This window comes from Burkholderia sp. S171 (genome assembly GCF_009766085.1).
In the GTDB taxonomy this organism is placed as follows: Bacteria; Pseudomonadota; Gammaproteobacteria; order Burkholderiales; family Burkholderiaceae; genus Caballeronia.
The window spans coordinates 480,596-496,429 of sequence record NZ_LMUF01000030.1; the positions used below are offsets into that span (position 1 = coordinate 480,596).

At 60.1% G+C, this 15,834-nt stretch carries 16 protein-coding genes and 1 tRNA gene; 9 read left to right on the plus strand and 8 right to left on the minus strand.

Features of this window, described 5'->3' with window-relative positions; all coding sequences use genetic code 11:
• Window positions 1–16: 16 nt before the first annotated feature.
• Complete coding sequence (locus GSQ93_RS16005) at window positions 17–1,630, plus strand: Fic family protein (RefSeq protein WP_158936625.1); 1,614 nt, start codon at window positions 17–19, stop codon at window positions 1,628–1,630.
• A gap of 217 nt (window positions 1,631–1,847) precedes the next feature.
• Here the strand turns inward: GSQ93_RS16005 and GSQ93_RS16010 are convergent, their stop codons facing one another.
• Both GSQ93_RS16010 and GSQ93_RS16015 read right to left on the minus strand, forming a co-directional pair.
• On the minus strand, window positions 1,848–1,988 hold the full coding sequence (locus GSQ93_RS16010) for an entericidin A/B family lipoprotein (RefSeq protein ID WP_158936626.1): 141 nt from the start codon (window positions 1,986–1,988) through the stop codon (window positions 1,848–1,850).
• 365 nt (window positions 1,989–2,353) lie between these two features.
• Entirely contained in the window at window positions 2,354–3,760 is a 1,407-nt protein-coding gene (locus tag GSQ93_RS16015; RefSeq protein ID WP_254073891.1) for a sensor histidine kinase, read from the minus strand.
• Between the two features lie 228 nt (window positions 3,761–3,988).
• Here GSQ93_RS16015 and GSQ93_RS16020 point away from each other — a divergent pair, with 228 nt between their 5' ends.
• The 5 genes from GSQ93_RS16020 (at window position 3,989) to GSQ93_RS16040 (ending at window position 6,501) form a co-directional block, all read left to right on the plus strand.
• Entirely contained in the window at window positions 3,989–4,165 is a 177-nt protein-coding gene (locus GSQ93_RS16020; RefSeq protein ID WP_158936628.1) for a DUF1328 domain-containing protein, read from the plus strand.
• Window positions 4,166–4,359: 194 nt separating this feature from the next.
• Window positions 4,360–4,521, plus strand: coding sequence for a DUF1328 domain-containing protein (locus GSQ93_RS16025; RefSeq protein ID WP_074264073.1), 162 nt, complete (start codon window positions 4,360–4,362; stop codon window positions 4,519–4,521).
• A 188-nt stretch (window positions 4,522–4,709) separates the two neighbouring features.
• Window positions 4,710–5,303, plus strand: coding sequence for a bacterioferritin (locus GSQ93_RS16030; protein WP_158936629.1), 594 nt, complete (start codon window positions 4,710–4,712; stop codon window positions 5,301–5,303).
• Window positions 5,304–5,429: 126 nt separating this feature from the next.
• On the plus strand, window positions 5,430–6,062 hold the full coding sequence (locus GSQ93_RS16035) for a response regulator transcription factor (protein ID WP_158936630.1): 633 nt from the start codon (window positions 5,430–5,432) through the stop codon (window positions 6,060–6,062).
• A gap of 13 nt (window positions 6,063–6,075) precedes the next feature.
• A complete protein-coding gene (locus tag GSQ93_RS16040; RefSeq protein WP_254073892.1) occupies window positions 6,076–6,501 on the plus strand; it encodes a response regulator in 426 nt (141 codons plus the stop codon).
• A 37-nt stretch (window positions 6,502–6,538) separates the two neighbouring features.
• On the opposite strand, the gene GSQ93_RS16045 is transcribed toward GSQ93_RS16040, so the two are convergent.
• The 3 genes from GSQ93_RS16045 to GSQ93_RS16055 form a co-directional block, all read right to left on the minus strand.
• A complete protein-coding gene (locus tag GSQ93_RS16045) occupies window positions 6,539–7,753 on the minus strand; it encodes an MFS transporter (RefSeq protein WP_158936632.1) in 1,215 nt (404 codons plus the stop codon).
• Window positions 7,754–7,895: 142 nt separating this feature from the next.
• The gene (locus GSQ93_RS16050) at window positions 7,896–8,270 is read right to left on the minus strand and encodes a hypothetical protein (RefSeq protein ID WP_158936633.1); all 375 of its coding nucleotides are present in this window, start codon (window positions 8,268–8,270) and stop codon (window positions 7,896–7,898) included.
• A 264-nt stretch (window positions 8,271–8,534) separates the two neighbouring features.
• Window positions 8,535–8,619, minus strand: a tRNA-Leu gene (locus GSQ93_RS16055).
• Window positions 8,620–8,920: 301 nt separating this feature from the next.
• On the opposite strand from GSQ93_RS16055, the gene GSQ93_RS38530 reads away from it, so the two are divergent.
• The 3 genes from GSQ93_RS38530 (at window position 8,921) to GSQ93_RS16065 (ending at window position 10,373) form a co-directional block, all read left to right on the plus strand.
• Entirely contained in the window at window positions 8,921–9,043 is a 123-nt protein-coding gene (locus GSQ93_RS38530; RefSeq protein ID WP_301952064.1) for a hypothetical protein, read from the plus strand.
• Between the two features lie 187 nt (window positions 9,044–9,230).
• Window positions 9,231–9,812 carry a TMEM175 family protein gene (locus GSQ93_RS16060; protein ID WP_158936634.1) on the plus strand — a complete coding sequence of 194 codons (582 nt, stop codon included), beginning with the start codon at window positions 9,231–9,233 and terminating at the stop codon, window positions 9,810–9,812.
• Between the two features lie 96 nt (window positions 9,813–9,908).
• Window positions 9,909–10,373, plus strand: coding sequence for a metallophosphoesterase family protein (locus tag GSQ93_RS16065; protein WP_158936635.1), 465 nt, complete (start codon window positions 9,909–9,911; stop codon window positions 10,371–10,373).
• Window positions 10,374–10,480: 107 nt separating this feature from the next.
• Here GSQ93_RS16065 and proP read toward each other — a convergent pair whose 3' ends face one another.
• From proP to argA, 3 genes are all read right to left on the minus strand, one after another.
• Entirely contained in the window at window positions 10,481–11,947 is a 1,467-nt protein-coding gene (proP, locus tag GSQ93_RS16070) for a glycine betaine/L-proline transporter ProP (protein WP_158936636.1), read from the minus strand.
• A gap of 635 nt (window positions 11,948–12,582) precedes the next feature.
• Window positions 12,583–12,858 carry an oxidative damage protection protein gene (locus GSQ93_RS16075; RefSeq protein ID WP_031363859.1) on the minus strand — a complete coding sequence of 92 codons (276 nt, stop codon included), beginning with the start codon at window positions 12,856–12,858 and terminating at the stop codon, window positions 12,583–12,585.
• Window positions 12,859–12,949: 91 nt separating this feature from the next.
• The gene (gene argA / locus GSQ93_RS16080; protein WP_158936637.1) at window positions 12,950–14,320 is read right to left on the minus strand and encodes an amino-acid N-acetyltransferase; all 1,371 of its coding nucleotides are present in this window, start codon (window positions 14,318–14,320) and stop codon (window positions 12,950–12,952) included.
• Window positions 14,321–15,834 lie beyond the last annotated feature (1,514 nt).

Consider the following 15,834-nt stretch of genomic DNA (forward strand, 5'->3'; position numbering starts at 1 on the left):
CTCCGGAGTGAACCGCGTGGCCGCACCCAACGAAAAATTGGCTTCTTCTCTGTCGATCCTCAAAGAGCTGCAGGACAGGGGACTTTCTGTATTCCAGCTAAGTTCGCATCCCGAGCTCACTCGCACGCACCGTGAGCGACTCCAGAATGCCGGTTTTCTGAAGCTGGTCATTCAAGGCTGGTATCAGTCGAACAATCCGGAAGACGCTGAGGGCGATTCCACGCATTGGTACGCGAACATGGAGACCTTCGTGGCCGAGTACGCTCACTCCAGGTTTGCAGACCAATGGCAGGTGAGCCCCGAGCTTTCGCTCCTCAAGCACAGCGGTCACACGAGCATCGAAAAGCAGATCCTCCTTTACTCGCCGCTGGCGACCAACCAGCCACAAGCATTGCCTCGCGGCTGTTCGATGTTTCTCTATCGAACCAAGCCTGACATGCTGGTCGACGGCCGTGCGCCGAACACGAGTGGACTCATGCTGGTTCCTGTGCCCGAAGCGCTGATTCGGGCGAGCCCGAGCTTTTTCCACATGCACGAGCTTGCCGCGCAGATCGTCACACGTCAGGTCGATATCAGTACGCTCACCGCTCGATTGCTCGAAGGCGGCCATAGTGTCGTTGCCGGTCGCATGGCCGGAGCGTTGCGAGCCGTCGGCCGTGATCAGGACGCCGACCAGCTCCTCAATACGATGAAAGCAGCGTCCTATGTCGTGGTCGAAGATAACCCGTTCGAGCGGCCGCTGGCCCATATTGGCGGCCGGATGAACGAGTCACCTTATGTGCAGCGCATCCAGGCCATGTGGTCGGGCATGCGGGACATCGTGATCGATCGCTTCCGCGATATTCCCCGTTTGCCGAACCCCGACAGCGAAGCGCTTCTTCACGACATAGAGGCAAGGTACGTCGCGGACGCCTACCACTCGTTGTCTATCGAAGGTTATCGGGTCAGCACCGACCTGATCGCGAAGGTTCGCAATGGCGACTGGAGCCCCCTGACCAACAAGGAAGGCCGGCTGACGCGGGATGCCACGGCGGCTAAAGGCTACGCGGAGACCCATGCGCGGGTCCGTTCCCTGATCGGCCGGGTAGTGGCTCAAGCCGAGAATCCTTCGACCACCCTAAAGCGAGATTTTTCACAGTGGTACGTGACGCTCTTTTCTCCGAGCGTTACAGCGGGTATCTTGAAGGCAAGCGATCTGGCCGGGTATCGCAACAACAACGTGTTCATTCGAAACGCGTTGCATGTACCGATCGCGCCTGAAGCGGTCCGGGATTGCATGCCGGCTCTTTTCGACCTGCTGCAGGCGGAAGAGCACCCGGGAGTGCGAGCGGTATTGGGTCATTTCATCTTCGTGTTTATCCACCCTTACATGGATGGCAATGGCCGCCTCAGCCGCTTTCTCATGAACTACCTGCTGACCACCGGCGGCTACCTTTGGACCATCGTGACCGTTCAGTCGCGCACCGCGTACCTGGCTGCGCTTGAGCAGGCCAGCACGTACCGGAACATCAAGCCTTTCGCCGATTTGATAGGCGGACTTCTCGAGTCGCAGGCGGCCGAACCGATCGAGCGCATCACGCAGCGTCCCGAGGCCGGTAGCTGGACTGCTTTACCGCTTGCTTCTGACTAATGCCGATGTGTGTTCACGTGTCTTTGGCTCAGACATAAAAAAGAACCTCCGCGAAGGGAGGTTCTTTTGGATCGTTGTTTCGGTCGTCGTTTTGTTCGGATCCCACGATCCGTTCCGACGTCGGCACAGCGCCATAAGCCGGAGCGCCGGCGAAGACAGCAGCCAGCAAATCGTTAGCCGCCACCAGCCGCCAACAACCTGCCGCCAGCGTCCGCGCTTATTCCGCGTTGTGCTTGTCGGCTGAATTCGTGATGGCGTTGCCGCCCTTCGAGAGATCCTGGCCAGCGCCGGCCACCGTGTTGCAAGCTGCGAGTGCGGCAGTTCCGGCGATCAACAGCAAAGCGATAAGTCGTTTCATGAGCAGTTCCCCTTGAGTTTGATGCGGGTACGCCGGCCGTTCGGCCATGAAAGCGTGCCCGATGTTCGAATCCTGGCCGCTCAATGTCCAACAGCGAAATCTGCTGCGAAAGCAGTTGCCAGACACGTTGCGGCCATTGGCTACGACCGACCTTTGAAACGGTTTTGCCGGGTTTGAGCAAGCAACAAAACCCAGGACGACTACCGTTTCGATCGACCACACCGGTCTGAAGAATCATAAAAAACTGCGCGTTCGCAGGCTGTAGGCGCGGCTGTTTTTATCGTGTAGGCGCGGTCTGCAACTTGCGTAGGCGCCGTCCTACAAGCGCGGTGTATCTCGAGTAAACAGCCAACAAGCGTTGACCCTCAAACATCGAAGTTACGCGCGCGGGGCATGGTGACGCGGATATCGGTGCCATGCGGCTGGCGCCGTTCGATCTCGATGCGACCGCCGCGCGCGCTGACGCGCTGGCGCATACCCAGCAGTCCGTGCGTGTGCGTGCGCTGCAAATCTTGCGGACGAATGCCGACGCCGTCATCGGCTATATGCATCGATACCCGCTCGTCGTCCAGCGCGAGCGCAATCGACACGCTCGACGCCCGCGCGTATTTGGCCGCGTTCGTCAGCGATTCCTGCGCGACTCGGAATAACGCGATCTCGACTTCTTCCCCGAGCTTGATGTCGTCGGCGGGGAGCGCGAGTTCGAGCGTCCAGCCGGTGCGTTGCGCGGTTTCATCGGCGAGGGTGCGCAATGCCGTGACCAGCCCGAAGTTGGCAAGGACGGTCGGCCGCATGTCTTCGATAATCCGCCGCTTCAGCGCTATTCCCTGGTCGAGATTCGCAAGCGCACGGCCCAGTTTCTCGGCCATCGCCGGCTCGGCGCTTTTGAGTTTGTTGTTGACCCACGCCACGTCCATCTTGCTGGCCGTCAGGATCGAACCGAGTTCATCGTGCAGTTCGCGGGCAAGCTGGGTCTTCTCGTTTTCACTCACCGACTGCAAATGCCACGCGAGCGCTTCAAGTTGCCGCGTGCGATCGAACACGAGCTGGTCGAGCTCTTCTTGCTGCGTAATCAGCTTTTGCTGCACGCGGTCCTGCTTGTCCAGCTGGATCCCGAGATTGCGAAACAACAGCAGGAACAACACGATATTCAACGCACACAACGCGCCCACGCAGAAGGTGGAAATGCGCTGGTCGGCGCGGCTGGCATCGAGTGCAGACTGCGCCCGGCGCTCTTCATTCAGACGCAGCAGGGCGAGGGCGCTGTCGAGGATATCAGTACTCGATGCCGCGTCTGAACCGGCGCGCGCAACGAGTCCCGCGTTGATCCGCGCGTCGAGGTTCGCGCTGACCTGCTTGAAACTCGCGAGCGCGGTGTCGTCCGCTTTGCGGCGATAGTAAGCATCCAGCGACGCAACCGTTTGTTTGATCCTCGCCGCCGCGGCGTTGTAGGGCGCGGTGTAGGTGTTGTCGGGCGCCAAGCGGAACGCGCGTTCATCGGCAGTCAGTGACGCGATATCCGCCGCCAGCGCGGTCAACTGCGTGGTGGCGCCTTTCGCGTCGAGCGCGGTCTCGTATTCCGCGGCAATCCGCATGCGGCCGGATTCGAGTATCACCAGGCCGCCAACAGTAATCACGATGGCGACAGTCATTGCCACGGCCCAGCTCCAACGGCGCATCCAACCGTTCAGACGCGTGCTGAACCGGGTTGCGCGCCGCGTGATGCCGTCTACCGGATTCGCCGCGCCGCCTTTGTGCAAAGAGGAAGTCATAGGAGCCATCGGGTTTTCTGTCCGGCCAGTGTAACTTTTCACGCCGTGCCGGGCCGATCGAATTACATCGATCAGCGCCGGACGGGTGACGGGCGGGATTAAGCACGAAGACAATTGAAAGCGTTTGTCGGTGATGTCCTACACGAAAACCGGCGTGCATCCAGATGGCAGTTCATAACCGCCTCGCTAACATCCTGCTACTAGTCCAATCTTAATGGGGAACCGATCATGTTGAAGTGGGCATTGTTTTTCGCCATTGTCGCCGTCGTCGCGGGCTTGCTCGGTTTCACCGGCGTGGCAGCGGGCGCGGCCAGCATCGCAAAATTCCTGTTCGTGCTGTTCCTGATCTTGTGCGTGGTATTCCTCGTGCTCGGTTTTGTCGTGACGAAGAAAATAGTCGATTAGCGATCTTAGCCACCGCCAATTAAAAACCTCGCACGCTTCGGCTTTGACCGGCTTTATCGAATCCTGTGCGATGGGTGGTCGACTTCACGCTTTATCGCAATCGTCTACCCGAGTCATCGTGAGATGCCGGATTCGATGTCTGATCCGATGCCGGATCCGAGGCCGATAAGAACCCACCAAGAGGGAAGGTCGTCATGCTCCATTACGCCGTTGTTTTTTTCATCATTGCGATTATCGCGGCCGTGTTTGGCTTTACCGGCATTGCCGCCGGCGCCGCGGAGATCGCAAAGATCCTGTTCTACATCTTTCTCGTGGTCTTCGTTGTTACGTTGTTGCTGGGCGTATTCCGAACGTGATGTCGCGAGTGGCCGGGCACGGTGGCGTCAGGCCTGATCGATTGTCCGAGCGCGTCGCGAGCAGGCACGCCGTATGCGGGCGATCACACGAGTGACTGAGGACGGCGGCCGGGGCCTATATCCGGCGAGGCTGCCGTGAGAACCTGTCCCGCCGAACAAAAGATCCATTCTCTTTTTGGAGCACAACAATGTCGAAATCGTCTGCTGTAAAAGCTGCACCGGAACAATCGAAGGGACCCGCAGGCAAGTCCGATCCGTTTGTGCTGGACATGGAAAAAATTCGCGCCAACGCGCGTCAGCATATGGACGACGGCTCGGTTACGTCGACCTATGGCGCCGACAAGGAAGTCGTGCTGAAGCTGCTGAACGATTCGCTCGCCACAGAGATTGTCTGCACGCTGCGCTATAAACGCCATTACTTCATGGCAAAGGGCATCCATTCGGAAGCGGTTGCGTCGGAATTCGCGCAGCATGCGACCGAAGAGCAGGAACACGCCGATACCATCGCCGAGCGCATCGTCCAGTTGGGCGGCGAGCCGAATTTCGCGCCGGACAGTCTCGCGTCGCGCGCGCATTCCGAGTACAAGGAAGGCGCCAATCTGATCGATATGATTCGCGAGAATCTCATCGCGGAACGCATTGCCATCGACACGTATGCTGAAATCATTCGCTACCTCGGCGAAAAGGATGTCACTACGCGCCGGATCTTCGAAACGATCCTGGCGGTCGAGGAAGAGCACGCCGATGACATGGCCGACCTGCTCGACGGCCTCGACGGTTGAACGTGAAGTTGCAGTAAAAGAGCGGTAAAAGAATACGGAAGCTCCAGGACGACGCGCGGCGGGATGATTCCCGCCGCGCGTCGTCGGTACAATGATTCACCATAAAAACGGCCGCAGGCAGCGCAGATGATTCGAGTGTTGATAGCGGACGACCACGCCATTGTGCGGAGCGGATTCCGGCAATTCGTCGCCGATGAACCCGACATGGAAGTCGCCGCCGAAGCGTCCACCGGTGACGAAACCATCGCGCTCGTGCGCGAAAGCGCGTTCGATGTCGTATTGCTGGACATCGCGATGCCGGATAAGAACGGTATCGATACCCTGCGCGTGATCAAGCAGATTCGCCCGGAGCAGGGCGTGCTGATGCTGTCGGGTTATCCGGAAAGCCAGTACGCGATCAATCTGCTGCGCGCTGGCGCCAACGGGTATCTGAACAAGGACGCGGCGCCCGACGAGATCGTGCGGGCAATTCGGATGGTGGCGCGAGGTCACCGCTACCTGTCGGAGTTTATTGCCGACGCACTCGCCGACAAGCTCGAAAAACCCGCCACCGAGCGGCCACACGAAGCTTTGTCTGAGCGGGAGTTCCAGATTTTTTGCAAGCTCGCGGGCGGCCAGATTCCGACCGAGATCGCGGAGGAGCTGCATTTATCGGTGAAGACGATCAGCACGTATCGCGCACGCGTTCTCGAAAAAATGCGGCTCGCGAACAACGCCGATCTCACGTATTACGCGATCAAGAACGGCTTGATCGAGTAGGAGGATGCCCGCCGTGGGCCAACAAACGATCGTCGACAAAACCGGTTTCGCGCACAAGCGGCCGCTGAGCGTGCTGTTGATCGAAGACTCGCCGTTGATCCGGCGCAGCCTGGTGGAAGCGATCGATGCGTCCGGCGAGCTGCAGGTCACCGCTTGGGCGGACACGCCCGAGGCGTCGATCGGGCTGCTGGAAGCGGGGAAATTCGATGCAGTCATTGTCGATCTGCAACTGAAGCACGGTTCCGGCGTCGAGGTGCTGGCGTATTTGCAGCGCACCGGAATGATCGATTCGACCTTCGCCGCCGTGCTCACGAACCATGCACTGCCGGCATACCGCGAGCGCTGCCTGCAATACGGCGTGCGCCATTTCTTCGATAAATCCCTGGAATTCGATCGCGTTCTCGACGCGCTGCATCAATACTCCCGCGCGAGGGACTAAGCGAGCGAGGCACGCAGTTTTTCAGCAGACCTCTGGCTCAAGCGCTTTTTGAACGGCTTCGCGAATGGCTCAAGCCGGCAAGCGCGGTGGCCGCCAATCCCGCGATACACACGCCGATCCATCCGAACGCGTGCCATGCCAGCGATGCAACCGCCGACCCCACGGCTCCGCCAATGAAATAGACCACCATGTACACGGTATTCACACGGCTGCGCGCCTCGGGCTTGAGCGCATAGATTCTCGATTGATTCGATATCTGCGCGGCTTGCACGCCGATATCCAGCACGATCACGCCGATCACCAGTCCCACGAGGCTGCGTCCCGACAACGCGAATACGACGAACGAGACGGCCACGAGCACGATGCTGAGCGAAACGACTGCCCGCGGTCCGCGCTTGTCCGCCGACTTGCCGGCGAGCGGCGCGGCCAGCGCGCCCGCTGCACCGACAATGCCAAACAGCCCGGCCGCCTGAGGGCCGAGTTGGAACGGTTCTCCCGCGAGCAGCAACGTGAGCACCGACCAGAAGATGCTGAACGCGGCGAACAACGCGCCGCCGGTCATCGATGCCTCGCGCAGCGCCGGCGACTCGACCACGAGATGCCACATCGACACAAGCAGGCGGCCGTAGGGCAGCGTGGAAGTCGGCTTGCTGCGCGGCAGGCGCATGACCACGAGTACGGCGAGCGCGATGGTCGCAACGACGGAGGCGCCATACACGGCTCGCCACCCGAAATACTCCGCGACAAAACCCGATACCGTACGCGCGAGCAGAATGCCGATCAGCAAGCCGCTCATCACCGTACCGACCGCGTGCCCGCGTTGCGCGGGCGGCGCGAGTTCAGCGGCGAACGGCACGGCTTGTTGCGCGATGGTTGCCACGATACCGAGTGCCAGACTCGCGGCGATCAGCACGCCGAGCGTGGGCGCGGCCGTTGCCGCGACGAGCGCGATGCCAAGTGCGGCCAGTTGCAGAAGGATGATCAGGCGGCGGTCGAAGCGATCGCCGAGCGGCGCCAGCAGTAACATGCCGAGCGCATAGCCGAGTTGCGTGACAGCGGGTACCGCACCGATCAACCCAGCGCTTTCCGGGAAGGACGCGCGAAAGGCCGCGAGCAGCGGCTGATTCGTATAGATATTCGCGACCGATACGCCTGCGATCGTCGCGAGGACGAGCAGCGTGGCCCGGGAGTAATGTGGGTGGGGCTGCTGGTGCGGAGTGTGGGAATTTGAATCGGTGGCGGCAGCAGACATGGGCGAGGGCTCGAGGATTCAACGCATGAAGCGAGCCGCTGATGATACTAAAGACGACGGAGGGTCGCTGCCCACGGTGGCCATGTCCGTGCGTTCATTGACGTGTCGACCGCGCCGCATTTTCCAGACGCAATGGAAAACCTTACTCCGTGTCAGCGGCGGCGGGCGGCGTCAGCGGATATTTTTCCGCGAGAGTCGCCGGTGTCAGCCACTGGAACGTCTTGAGCTTGTCGCCTTCGAACGTGCATTCGACAGCAGCTTCTACAGTCGTCGTTGTCGGCTTGATGAGGGTCACGCCTGCTGGCGGGATCTTCTTGGTGTAGCTGCCTTCGACCACCACACGCGTGCTTTGGTATGCGACCCGGGGTATTTCGTAAGTCAGCTTGGGCAACGTGGCCGGGTAGGTCTCGACCATCTTGGCCTTGCACTCCTGGCCGTTGCGGTAAGCGGTCGTGCAGCCTGCGGTGCAGGTCAGAACGGCAGCAGCGGCCACCGCATAAAAGGTTCGATGTTTCATGATGGCTCGCGCTAGGTAGGACGCGCAGTCTACTTCAGTCGATTAAGCGAAGACAGGATGACTGGCGGGTTCGGCATCGATAAAACGGGTCTGCCATGCACGATCGGCGCTCTTCTCGTTTCCTTTCGCCACGCTAAATGGAAACCAAGAAAATGCGCAACGGCGTTGATACGCTTCTGTATGAATATACAGCGAACATCGCGTCGACCTTCGCGCGGCAGAAAAACATCCCACTCGTTCAGGGACGCTCAATCAATCTGACGCTGGTAGCGGGGACCGGACTTGAACCGGCAAGCCGTTAGGCGGCGGATTTTAAGTCCGCTATGTTTACCAATTTCATCACCCCGCCAAGCGGACGGGATTCTACCATCGGACGGCGGGCGGGCCAATTCCGACAGGCACCAGCGTCCCGCGTCTGCCCGCTTGCCGGAGATCGTGGGGCCGGTTTTCATCGTTCGAACCGATCCTTCTGCCATCCTCCCCGCACCTTTCACCGTATCGCTCAGGACAGAAACCGAAAAATATCCTTCCCGCCTGCATCCGTTCGCGCCCGGGCTCGCGTATTCAGGTACATGAGAATCCGCTACCGCTGAGCGGCAGGATCAACGAGTCGGCATTAAGACACGACCCATCGATGTCAGGAGGCGAGTATGAAAGACGTTTCTATCGGCGCATGGCGTGAACGGACGCGTCTGGGACTCGGGCTGGCAATTCTCGCCGCCGGAGCGGGGTTGCAACTGCTGCAATGGCTTCATGCCGCCGTTCCCGGATGATGTCCGAAGATTCCTGATGGTTGGGTGCACTGCGTTTCATCGATACACCACGACGTCCTTTCTCTCGTTCACGCTAAATCGACAACGCCAGGCTGCTCGCGCATAATTTGCTGCGCGCGGCTGGGTGGGCCGTAGCCCCAAGCGTTTAAAACGAAAAAGCAACGAAAAAGCAACGAGAAAGGACGAAATGGGCACGAATCGGATCGAGGCATTCAGCGACGGCGTGATCGCCATCATCATCACGATCATGGTGCTGGAACTCAAGGTGCCGCACGGCGCCGATCTGGCTGCACTCAGCGCACTGGCGCCCGTGTTTTGCGCCTATGTGCTGAGCTTCGTGTATGTCGGCATCTACTGGAACAACCACCATCACCTGATGCACGCAGCGCAACGGGTCAATGGAAGCGTGCTGTGGGCAAACCTCCACGTGCTGTTCTGGCTGTCGCTGTTCCCGTTCACCACCAACTGGATGGGCGAGAACCACCTGGCGTCATGGCCCACCGCGCTCTACGGCTTCGATCTCTTCATGACGGCGGTCGCGTGGTACATCCTCACGCGCGCGTTGATCGGCCTGCATGGCGCCAATTCCATGCTGGAGCGCGCGATTGGCGCGGATCGCAAGGGGAAGATTTCAGTGGTGCTGTATCTGGTCGCCATCGGCGCCTCGTTTTGGCAGCCGTGGGTTGCAGCAGCCTTATACGTGATCGTCGCGGTCGTATGGCTCGTCCCCGACCGGCGAGTGGAAAAAGTCCTGCTGACGGAAGAGTAACGGAGGATTAACGGAGGAGTAACGACGCGCGTGACGGTGATTTCATCGGCATGAACGGTGCTACGCTCAGGCGATCAAGTCCTGCGAGCGAAGCCCATGTCACCTGTCATCCGCATCGGCATCATCTCCGATACCCACAACCTCGTGCGCCCCGAGGCGCTCGATGCGTTGCGCGGCTGCGAGCACATCATTCACGCCGGCGATATCTGCAATCCCGCGGTTCTCGATACGCTCAACGCACTCGCGCCGGTCACAGCGGTCCGCGGCAATAACGACTCGGGCGAGCGAATCGATGACCTGCCGGAAGCGCTGACGTTTGATATCGGCAGAACGGCGATTCATCTCGTGCATGACATCGCTGACGTTCCGAAGCGACTCGATGGAATTGACGTGGTCGTGACCGGCCATTCGCACAAGCCTTTGATTGAACGCCGCGGTGCAACACTTTTCGTTAATCCCGGAAGCGCCGGGCCGCGTCGATTCAAGTTGCCGGTGACGCTGGGCATCATGCTGATCGACAAGGGCGAGGTGCAGGTCGAGATCGTGCGGCTGATCGAGTGAACGGCGGCCCAGCAGTTGGTGCTGCTCAGATCGGAAAAGCAAAGAGGCCATCCAACGTTAGCTGGATGGCCTCTTTGTTTAACGAGCGTCGACCCGCTCGATGACGGTTATGCGTGTGCGGTCGCTTCCGGCATCCGGTCATCCATTTCCGCAGCTTGCCGCACGCCGCGCAACACGGCATGCGCTTCCGAGCGCGAACCCACGCACGGCGGCGAACCCTTCAGCGGCTGCCTCGCCGTCTCGCGAAGCGCGAGCACCGAGACAATCCCGATCACCGATGCCCCCATCAGGTAGTACGCAGGCATCATCAGATTTCCCGTCGACGAAACCAGCCACGCGGTGACCAACGGAGTCGTGCCGCCGAACAGCGAAACCGATACGTTGAAGCCGATCGCAAGCGCGCCATAGCGGATCTTGGTGGGGAAGAGCGCGGGCAATGCCGACGGCATGGCGCCGGTGAAGCACGACAGCAACACGCCGAGAATCAGCATGCCGCTGAAGATCGGCAGCATGGTGCCCATGCGGATCAGCGTCAGCGCGGGTATCGACAACAGCAGCAAGCCGACGCATCCAAACAGCATCACTGGTTTGCGCCCGACCTTGTCCGACAGATGGCCGGCGCCCAGCGTCATCGGCATCATCAGAACCATCACGAGCAGGACGATAAAGAGCCCGTGCGTTTCATTGAATTTCAACGTGGCGGACAGATAACTCGGCAGATAAGACAGCGCCATGTAATCGGTCACGTTAAAGATCAACACCAGCCCGACGCATTGCAGCATCGGCCGCCACTGCTTGAGCAACATGTCGCGGAATTGCTCTTTGGGCGTGCTGTGCGCTTCGGTTTCGCGCTTGTCGGCTTCACGCTGGAAGGCGGGCGTTTCTTCAAGCTTCAGCCGGATATACAAGCCAATCAACCCCATCGGTCCCGCGATCAGGAATGGAATGCGCCATCCCCAGGAGAGCAGCGATTGCTCGGACATCGTCGCGGTCAGCACAGCGACACAGCCCGCACCCAACACGTACCCCACGAGCGTACCGAATTCAAGAAAGCTGCCCATGAACCCGCGTTTTTTATCTGTCGCGAATTCCGCGATGAACGTCGCCGCGCCGCCATACTCGCCGCCCGTTGAAAAGCCCTGGACCAAACGCGCGACGAGAAGCAGAATCGGCGCAAAAATGCCGATGCTTCCATACGCTGGAATCAAGCCGATACAAAACGTGCCGATCGCCATCATGATCATGGTCATCGCGAGCACGCGCTTGCGGCCAATGCGATCCCCCAGCGGCCCGAACACCATGCCGCCGAGCGGACGCACGAGAAATGCCGCGGCGAACGTCCCGAACGTGGCGATCAGTTGCGCGCCCGGATTAGCTGACGGGAAGAACACTTTGCCGAGCGTCACCGCGATATAGCTGTAGACGCCGAAATCGAACCATTCCATCGCATTGCCGATCGCCATCGCGCCGACTGCGCGCTTGAGCAGCGATTTATCGACGATGGTGATGTCGTCGAGCGACAAGTCTTTTTCGGGTGCAGGTTGTCGCCAGAGGCCGTCGTTCGGTGTTGCCATGAAAATAAGCTCCAGGTGTATTGCCAAGCCGTCCGTGGGACGGTTCGGCGTGCGCAAAAGCGCACGTTGCCGGGAAAGTGCAGTTTCGCGACGAGGCGAGTTTCAGCGCACGTATTGAAAGCTGAAAGCAATTGCCCGCACGCTGAACGCATGGAAGATGCGCTGACGGTGCGATGGACAATGCCGATGCCTCGCGGCGATGTCGCGAAATGGCACTTCGTAAGTAGTGCACGGGTGCACAGGTGTTACTCGGGTACTACGGGGATAGATGGCTGGACGCAGCTAAATTTGGGCAACGGAGGCGCGCAAGGCGCTGCAGTCCGGTTGCTGGCTGTGTCACGGATTGAGAAGGCTTGAGAGCAACTTGTCCACGGGCAAATCCAGACCCGCGGAAGCCTTCACAACCACTCGCCGATATCTCGAATTAGCGCTTGAACGAATGCTTCAAACGCGTCATTGCTAAGAAATTGACTTTGAATTGCAGTTGGAAAGAAGGAGATGATAGCACGATGCAAGACGATCCGCAAACCGGGGCTTAAGGGAGAGCGTTCTTGCCGGTTCGCAAATTGAAAAGCGAATAGAAAAAGCCGGCCTCGAAAGACCGGCTTTTCATTGCCAGAAACGAACGCGTCTGATCAGCTCGGCGTTGGCGGTACGTAGCCTTGAGCGGTATCGGCGCCTTCACCGAAAAAGTACTTTTCCGTCTGCTTCAGCAGGTACTGGCGTGCGCGCGGATCGGCCATGTTCAGGCGGTTTTCGTTGATCAGCATGGTTTGCTGCTTGAGCCAGCCTTGCCACGCTTCTTTCGAGATCGTTTCGTAGATCCGCTTGCCGAGTTCGCCCGGCAGGGGCGGGAAGTCGAGTCCTTCGGCTTCCTTGCCGAGTTTCGCGCATTGAATCGTTCGGGCCATCTGTATTTCTCCTGTAGCGGGGTAACTGGACGGCTCTCTCCGGACCGCGCACGAGTGCGCCTGCAACCGGACGAACACGCCTCGAAATAAGTTAGAGCTGCTTCATCAGCACAAGCGATTTACGTTGCCAGTTGTAGAGCCGGCGGCGGTCTTCGGGCAGGTCGTCGACCGTCACCTTCACGAATCCGCGTTTGAGAAACCAGTGCTCGGTGCGCGTGGTCAGCACGAAGATATGCGTGAGGCCACGAGCGCGCGCCCGTTGTTCGACACGTTTCAACAAGCGTTCGCCGTCGCCGGAACCTTGCGCTTCGGGCGAGACCGTCAGGCAGGCCATTTCGCCGATACGTTCCTGCGTGTACGGGTACAACGCCACGCAGCCGAACAGCACGCCATCGTGCTCGATCACCGAGAAATGGTCGATATCGCGTTCAATCTGGTGCCGGCCGCGCCGTACGAGCGTGCCGTCCATTTCCAGCGGTTCGATCAACGTCAAAATCCCGCCGACATCATCCGGCGTGGCTTCGCGCAGGCTTTCGAGGTTCTCGTACGAGATCATCGTGCCCACGCCGTCGTGCAAGAACAATTCGAGCAGGATGCTGCCGTCGAGCGCGTAGGGAATGATGTGCGCCCGCGCCACGCCGCCGCGACAGGCGCGAATGGTGTGCTTCAGGTAGAACGCGGCGTCTCCCTGCAATTCGCCGCTTTCGTGCAGCCGGTACGCATCGTCGAGTGACATTTCGCGCACCAACTCGCCGTTTTCATCGACGAGACCGGGGGTTTCGGTCAGGAAAATGATCTTGTCGGCGCGCAATGCAATGGCCGCAGCCGAGGCCACATCTTCCATCGACAAATTGAACGCCTCGCCCGTCGGCGAAAAACCGAGCGGCGAAAGCAGTACGAGTTTGCTGCTGGTCAGCGAGTGGCGAATGGAATCGCCGTCGATCTTGCGCACCACGCCGGTGTGCTGGAAATCGACGCCGTCCAGAATGCCGACCGGCCTAGCCGTCACAAAATTGCCCGATACCACGCTGATGTGCGCATGCGCCATCGGCGTGTTCGGCAAGCCCTGGCTGATTGCCGCTTCGATGTCGAGGCGCACTTCGCCGGCGGCTTCTTTCGCGGATTCGAGCGCGCGGGCGTCGGTAATGCGTAAGCCGTGCGAAAACTCCGATTCCACGCCGTGCAGGTTCAGTTGTTCTTCCACCTGGGGTCGCGAACCGTGCACGAGCACGACGTGAATGCCCATGGCGTGTAACAGCCCGACGTCCTGAACGAGCGCGTTCAGACGTCCTTCCTGTACCAGTTCGCCGCCGAACGCGACCACGAAGGTCTTGTTTCGGAACGCGTGGATATAGGGCGCGACGGAACGCATCCATTCCACGAACTGGCCGTGTTGATCAGGCGCTTCGGGCTCGGTCGAAACCGGCGGAGGCGCGGCGGGGAGGTCGGTTTGAGAATTCATGCCGGGATTATAATGCCGTGCTATGCCGAATGTTTCCAAACGTCCCGCCGATGCGGACAAGCTTGACCCCCAGGAGCAGTTGAAAAAGCTGCGTGAAGCGCTGCTGCGCGATGCAGCGGCGCGTGAAAACGATGGCGAAGATGATGCGGAAGATTCCGCCGATAACGCCATCAACCGTAAGAAGGAAGCGGCTGCGCGGCGGTTTGCGGGGGCATCGGGCGATTTTGCTGCCGGTGCTTCGAAAGCCGCGGCGGGTGGTGCGGGCGCAAGTTCGACTGCTTCGCAGACCACGAAGAAAAATGTTCAGAAGGGCGTTGCGGGTTCGCCGTCGCCGTTGCCTTTGACTTCCCGCGATCAATCTCAGCCGAAAGGGTCTTCGAGTGCCGCTCCGTCTTCCCGGGAGCCCGCGCGACGAAAAGACGAGCGCGGTGGGTTGGCCTTGCTATCGACTTTATTGTCCGAAAAGGCGGTTGGTCCGAATGTTTCAGCGGCTTCCGGCGACTGGCGGGACGAGGGCGCGAACGCCCATGTTCCGAGTCGAGACGATTTATCGCCGACGAAACGGGCCGCCAGTAAACCTCCGGTAACCGATACAACCAAACCTCGCGTTCATCCAGATGCTGATGCTTCCGCACAACAGCGGGCTGCGGGAGCGCGTCCGACACAGGGCAAAGAGGGGCAGCGTGAATCGCAATCTCGTATCGATACCCGCGGTACTGCCGGGCAACCAGTAACCGGCGCTCGTGCGCAAGGGGGCCGGGGACAGCACGAGAAAGTCGCGCGTGCTCAGGAGCGGTTGGCAGATGTAAAACCCTCGATTCGCGATGCGCGCTCGCACGCGCTTTCGGTTGGGTTGGAGAAGGCTGGTCCTGGACGTGAATCGACGCGCAATGCGCATCAGCCTAAACCGATCGCTCCTGATCCCCGCCAGGAGCGCCGCGGAGACGACGCGAGAGCGGACCGTATTCCTGAAGGTCCGCGCGATAAGACGCAATCGATGACTGGTTCAGACTCGCATTCGTCCGGAAGTCGGCCGGCGGTGAGCGGTGAAGGTGTTTCAGAGCGGGGCTCACCTCATCGCGACGACTCCGAGCGGCCGGGAATTGTTTCTGAACCATCGCGGGATGCAAGCCGTTCGCCTGAACCGTCCGCGGCAACCGAGTCTGATTCGTCGACGACACAAGATGCAACGCGAACAGCCGAACACGCGGAGTTGGTGAACCAGCCGCGCGGCTCCGGTCGGCCGCAGGACAGGGCCGATTCGTCGGCGGGACAAGATGCGGCGCGAACGTCGGAGCAGGCTGAGTTGGTGAACCAGCAGCCCGGGTCTGGTCGGCCGCACGCCAGTGCCAATTTGTCGACGACACAAGATGTACCGCGAACGTCCGAGCACGCAGAATCGGCGAACCAGCAGCGCGGCTCCGGTCGGCCGCAGGGTGGGACTGAAAAACATCTAGCGCGAAATCCCGGGCATGCAGGGCCGCGTGCGCAAGAACGCACGCGCAACGGTCAGC

Excerpts from the sequence above, each read along its gene's own strand:
- GSQ93_RS16010 (WP_158936626.1), bottom strand. The coding sequence starts at position 1,988 with ATGAAACGACTTATCGCTTTGCTGTTGATCGCCGGAACTGCCGCACTC.
- GSQ93_RS16015 (WP_254073891.1), bottom strand. The coding sequence starts at position 3,760 with ATGACTTCCTCTTTGCACAAAGGCGGCGCGGCGAATCCGGTAGACGGC.
- GSQ93_RS16020 (WP_158936628.1), top strand. The coding sequence starts at position 3,989 with ATGTTGAAGTGGGCATTGTTTTTCGCCATTGTCGCCGTCGTCGCGGGC.
- GSQ93_RS16025 (WP_074264073.1), top strand. The coding sequence starts at position 4,360 with ATGCTCCATTACGCCGTTGTTTTTTTCATCATTGCGATTATCGCGGCC.
- GSQ93_RS16030 (WP_158936629.1), top strand. The coding sequence starts at position 4,710 with ATGTCGAAATCGTCTGCTGTAAAAGCTGCACCGGAACAATCGAAGGGA.
- GSQ93_RS16035 (WP_158936630.1), top strand. The coding sequence starts at position 5,430 with ATGATTCGAGTGTTGATAGCGGACGACCACGCCATTGTGCGGAGCGGA.
- GSQ93_RS16045 (WP_158936632.1), bottom strand. The coding sequence starts at position 7,753 with ATGTCTGCTGCCGCCACCGATTCAAATTCCCACACTCCGCACCAGCAG.
- GSQ93_RS16050 (WP_158936633.1), bottom strand. The coding sequence starts at position 8,270 with ATGAAACATCGAACCTTTTATGCGGTGGCCGCTGCTGCCGTTCTGACC.
- GSQ93_RS38530 (WP_301952064.1), top strand. The coding sequence starts at position 8,921 with ATGAAAGACGTTTCTATCGGCGCATGGCGTGAACGGACGCGTCTGGGA.
- GSQ93_RS16060 (WP_158936634.1), top strand. The coding sequence starts at position 9,231 with ATGGGCACGAATCGGATCGAGGCATTCAGCGACGGCGTGATCGCCATC.
- GSQ93_RS16065 (WP_158936635.1), top strand. The coding sequence starts at position 9,909 with ATGTCACCTGTCATCCGCATCGGCATCATCTCCGATACCCACAACCTC.
- proP (WP_158936636.1), bottom strand. The coding sequence starts at position 11,947 with ATGGCAACACCGAACGACGGCCTCTGGCGACAACCTGCACCCGAAAAA.
- GSQ93_RS16075 (WP_031363859.1), bottom strand. The coding sequence starts at position 12,858 with ATGGCCCGAACGATTCAATGCGCGAAACTCGGCAAGGAAGCCGAAGGA.
- argA (WP_158936637.1), bottom strand. The coding sequence starts at position 14,320 with ATGAATTCTCAAACCGACCTCCCCGCCGCGCCTCCGCCGGTTTCGACC.